Annotated in this window: 2 rRNA genes; both read right to left on the minus strand. The window is 56.9% G+C overall.

Annotated features, from left to right (window positions below):
- Positions 1 to 31: 31 nt before the first annotated feature.
- Positions 32 to 3,154, minus strand: a 23S ribosomal RNA gene (locus tag BCL76_RS38300).
- Between the two features lie 282 nt (positions 3,155 to 3,436).
- Positions 3,437 to 4,961: ribosomal RNA gene (locus tag BCL76_RS38305) — 16S ribosomal RNA — on the minus strand.
- Together the 16S and 23S rRNA genes form the textbook arrangement of a ribosomal RNA operon.
- Positions 4,962 to 5,200: the final 239 nt, after the last annotated feature.

Consider the following 5,200-nt stretch of genomic DNA (forward strand, 5'->3'; position numbering starts at 1 on the left):
TTCAGAACTAACACAGTGGACGCGAGCAACTGAGGACAAGCCCTCGGCCTATTAGTACCAGTCAGCTTCACCCGTTACCGGGCTTCCACATCTGGCCTATCAACCCAGTCGTCTACTGGGAGCCTTACCCTCTCAAGGAGGTGGGAATACTCATCTTGAAGCAGGCTTCCCGCTTAGATGCTTTCAGCGGTTATCCCTCCCGAACGTAGCCAACCAGCCATGCCCTTGGCAGGACAACTGGCACACCAGAGGTTCGTCCGTCCCGGTCCTCTCGTACTAGGGACAGCCCTTCTCAATATTCCTACGCGCACAGCGGATAGGGACCGAACTGTCTCACGACGTTCTAAACCCAGCTCGCGTACCGCTTTAATGGGCGAACAGCCCAACCCTTGGGACCGACTCCAGCCCCAGGATGCGACGAGCCGACATCGAGGTGCCAAACCATCCCGTCGATATGGACTCTTGGGGAAGATCAGCCTGTTATCCCCGGGGTACCTTTTATCCGTTGAGCGACGGCGCTTCCACAAGCCACCGCCGGATCACTAGTCCCGACTTTCGTCCCTGCTCGACCCGTCGGTCTCACAGTCAAGCTCCCTTGTGCACTTACACTCAACACCTGATTGCCAACCAGGCTGAGGGAACCTTTGGGCGCCTCCGTTACCCTTTGGGAGGCAACCGCCCCAGTTAAACTACCCATCAGACACTGTCCCTGATCCGGATCACGGACCGAGGTTAGACATCCAGCACGACCAGAGTGGTATTTCAACGGCGACTCCACAACCACTGGCGTGGCTGCTTCAAAGTCTCCCACCTATCCTACACAAGCCGAACCGAACACCAATATCAAACTGTAGTAAAGGTCCCGGGGTCTTTCCGTCCTGCTGCGCGAAACGAGCATCTTTACTCGTAGTGCAATTTCACCGGGCCTATGGTTGAGACAGTCGAGAAGTCGTTACGCCATTCGTGCAGGTCGGAACTTACCCGACAAGGAATTTCGCTACCTTAGGATGGTTATAGTTACCACCGCCGTTTACTGGCGCTTAAGTTCTCAGCTTCGCAACCCCGAAAGGTCACTAACCGGTCCCCTTAACGTTCCAGCACCGGGCAGGCGTCAGTCCGTATACATCGCCTTACGGCTTCGCACGGACCTGTGTTTTTAGTAAACAGTCGCTTCTCGCTGGTCTCTGCGGCCACCCCCAGCTCACGGAGCAAGTCCGATCACCAGTGATGGCCCCCCTTCTCCCGAAGTTACGGGGGCATTTTGCCGAGTTCCTTAACCATAGTTCACCCGAACGCCTCGGTATTCTCTACCTGACCACCTGAGTCGGTTTAGGGTACGGGCCGCCATGAAACTCGCTAGAGGCTTTTCTCGACAGCATAGGATCATCCACTTCACCACAATCGGCTCGGCATCAGGTCTCAGCCTTGATGAGGGACGGATTTGCCTACCCCTCGGCCTACACCCTTACCCCGGGACTACCACCGCCCGGGCTGGACTACCTTCCTGCGTCACCCCATCGCTTACCTACTACAAGTCTGGTTCGTCGGCTCCACCACTTTCCTTTCCCCGAAGGGTCCGGAACGGCTTCACGGACTTAGCATCGCCTGATTCGATATTGGGCGTTTCAAAGCGGGTACCGGAATATCAACCGGTTGTCCATCGACTACGCCTGTCGGCCTCGCCTTAGGTCCCGACTTACCCTGGGCAGATCAGCTTGACCCAGGAACCCTTAGTCAATCGGCGCACACGTTTCTCACGTGTGTATCGCTACTCATGCCTGCATTCTCACTCGTGAACCGTCCACAACTAGCTTCCGCTGCTGCTTCACCCGGCACACGACGCTCCCCTACCCATCACAGCGGGCGTTGGCCCTATTGCTGCAATGACACGACTTCGGCGGTACGCTTGAGCCCCGCTACATTGTCGGCGCGGAATCACTTGACCAGTGAGCTATTACGCACTCTTTCAAGGGTGGCTGCTTCTAAGCCAACCTCCTGGTTGTCTCTGCGACTCCACATCCTTTCCCACTTAGCGTACGCTTAGGGGCCTTAGTCGATGCTCTGGGCTGTTTCCCTCTCGACCATGGAGCTTATCCCCCACAGTCTCACTGCCGTGCTCTCACTTACCGGCATTCGGAGTTTGGCTAAGGTCAGTAACCCGGTAGGGCCCATCGCCTATCCAGTGCTCTACCTCCGGCAAGAAACACACGACGCTGCACCTAAATGCATTTCGGGGAGAACCAGCTATCACGGAGTTTGATTGGCCTTTCACCCCTAACCACAGGTCATCCCCCAGGTTTTCAACCCTGGTGGGTTCGGTCCTCCACGAAGTCTTACCTCCGCTTCAACCTGCCCATGGCTAGATCACTCCGCTTCGGGTCTAGAGCGTGCAACTATATCGCCCTGTTCGGACTCGCTTTCGCTACGGCTTCCCCACACGGGTTAACCTCGCTACACACCGCTAACTCGCAGGCTCATTCTTCAAAAGGCACGCAGTCACGACCGTTGTTCCGAAGAACAACGGCGACGCTCCCACGGCTTGTAGGCACACGGTTTCAGGTACTATTTCACTCCGCTCCCGCGGTACTTTTCACCATTCCCTCACGGTACTATCCGCTATCGGTCACCAGGGAATATTTAGGCTTAGCGGGTGGTCCCGCCAGATTCACACGGGATTTCTCGGGCCCCGTGCTACTTGGGAGATTCTTAAGCAAGCCGCTGATGTTTCGTCTACGGGGGTCTTACCCTCTACGCCGGACCTTTCGCATGTCCTTCGACTACATCAACGGTTTCTGACTCGCCGACCGGCCGGCAGACCGATCAAAAGAATTCCCACAACCCCGCATGCGCAACCCCTGCCGGGTATCACACGCATACGGTTTGGCCTCATCCGGTTTCGCTCGCCACTACTCCCGGAATCACGGTTGTTTTCTCTTCCTGAGGGTACTGAGATGTTTCACTTCCCCTCGTTCCCTCCACACTGCCTATGTGTTCAGCAGTGGGTGACAGCCCATGACGACTGCCGGGTTTCCCCATTCGGACACCCCCGGATCAAAGCTCAGTTGGCAGCTCCCCGGGGCCTATCGCGGCCTCTCACGTCCTTCATCGGTTCCTGGTGCCAAGGCATCCACCGTGCGCCCTTAAAAACTTGGCCACAGATGCTCGCGTCCACTGTGTAGTTCTCAAACAACGACCAGCCACCCATCACCCTGATCCCTTACGGACCAAGTTCACTGGGGCCGGCACTGAAGACATGACCTCACGGCCGTACCTTCAGGACCCAACAACGTGCCAAGCACGATCCCCTCCACTTCACTGTTTTCCACGCCGAGGCAGTACTTACAGAGAGTTTCGGAAACCGTGCCAACTAATCAACGTTCCACCCATGAGCTGACCGTGCAGAACGTTTGTCTGCAATCGGTACTGTGCTCCTTAGAAAGGAGGTGATCCAGCCGCACCTTCCGGTACGGCTACCTTGTTACGACTTCGTCCCAATCGCCAGTCCCACCTTCGACAGCTCCCTCCCTTACGGGTTGGGCCACCGGCTTCGGGTGTTACCGACTTTCGTGACGTGACGGGCGGTGTGTACAAGGCCCGGGAACGTATTCACCGCAGCAATGCTGATCTGCGATTACTAGCAACTCCGACTTCATGGGGTCGAGTTGCAGACCCCAATCCGAACTGAGACCGGCTTTTTGAGATTCGCTCCACCTCACGGTATCGCAGCTCATTGTACCGGCCATTGTAGCACGTGTGCAGCCCAAGACATAAGGGGCATGATGACTTGACGTCGTCCCCACCTTCCTCCGAGTTGACCCCGGCGGTCTCCTGTGAGTCCCCATCACCCCGAAGGGCATGCTGGCAACACAGGACAAGGGTTGCGCTCGTTGCGGGACTTAACCCAACATCTCACGACACGAGCTGACGACAGCCATGCACCACCTGTATACCGACCACAAGGGGGGCACTATCTCTAATGCTTTCCGGTATATGTCAAGCCTTGGTAAGGTTCTTCGCGTTGCGTCGAATTAAGCCACATGCTCCGCTGCTTGTGCGGGCCCCCGTCAATTCCTTTGAGTTTTAGCCTTGCGGCCGTACTCCCCAGGCGGGGAACTTAATGCGTTAGCTGCGGCACCGACGACGTGGAATGTCGCCAACACCTAGTTCCCAACGTTTACGGCGTGGACTACCAGGGTATCTAATCCTGTTCGCTCCCCACGCTTTCGCTCCTCAGCGTCAGTAATGGCCCAGAGATCCGCCTTCGCCACCGGTGTTCCTCCTGATATCTGCGCATTTCACCGCTACACCAGGAATTCCGATCTCCCCTACCACACTCTAGCTAGCCCGTATCGAATGCAGACCCGAGGTTAAGCCTCGGGCTTTCACATCCGACGTGACAAGCCGCCTACGAGCTCTTTACGCCCAATAATTCCGGACAACGCTTGCGCCCTACGTATTACCGCGGCTGCTGGCACGTAGTTAGCCGGCGCTTCTTCTGCAGGTACCGTCACTTTCGCTTCTTCCCTGCTGAAAGAGGTTTACAACCCGAAGGCCGTCATCCCTCACGCGGCGTCGCTGCATCAGGCTTTCGCCCATTGTGCAATATTCCCCACTGCTGCCTCCCGTAGGAGTCTGGGCCGTGTCTCAGTCCCAGTGTGGCCGGTCGCCCTCTCAGGCCGGCTACCCGTCGTCGCCTTGGTGGGCCATTACCCCACCAACAAGCTGATAGGCCGCGGGCTCATCCTTCACCGCCGGAGCTTTCAACCCCCGCCCATGCAGGCAGGAGTGGTATCCGGTATTAGACCCCGTTTCCAGGGCTTGTCCCAGAGTGAAGGGCAGATTGCCCACGTGTTACTCACCCGTTCGCCACTAATCCACCCCGAAGGGCTTCATCGTTCGACTTGCATGTGTTAAGCACGCCGCCAGCGTTCGTCCTGAGCCAGGATCAAACTCTCCATGAATGTTTACCCGTGATCGGGTGCACACATCACTTAGAGCGGGCGCATCATGTCGGAATAAGACCGACGCGCCACAACGTCCTCGCTGTGTTTTTTGCCTGCAAGCATCACCCGAAGGCGACCTCACAGGTCTTTTTCAAAGGAACCTCATCCACCGAAGTGGACGGGGTATCAACTTCTGGCGTTGATTTTTGGCACGCTGTTGAGTTCTCAAGGAACGGACGCTTCCTTTGTACTCACCC

It is taken from the genome of Streptomyces sp. CG 926 (genome assembly GCF_003148825.1).
GTDB lineage: Bacteria > Actinomycetota > Actinomycetes > Streptomycetales > Streptomycetaceae > Streptomyces.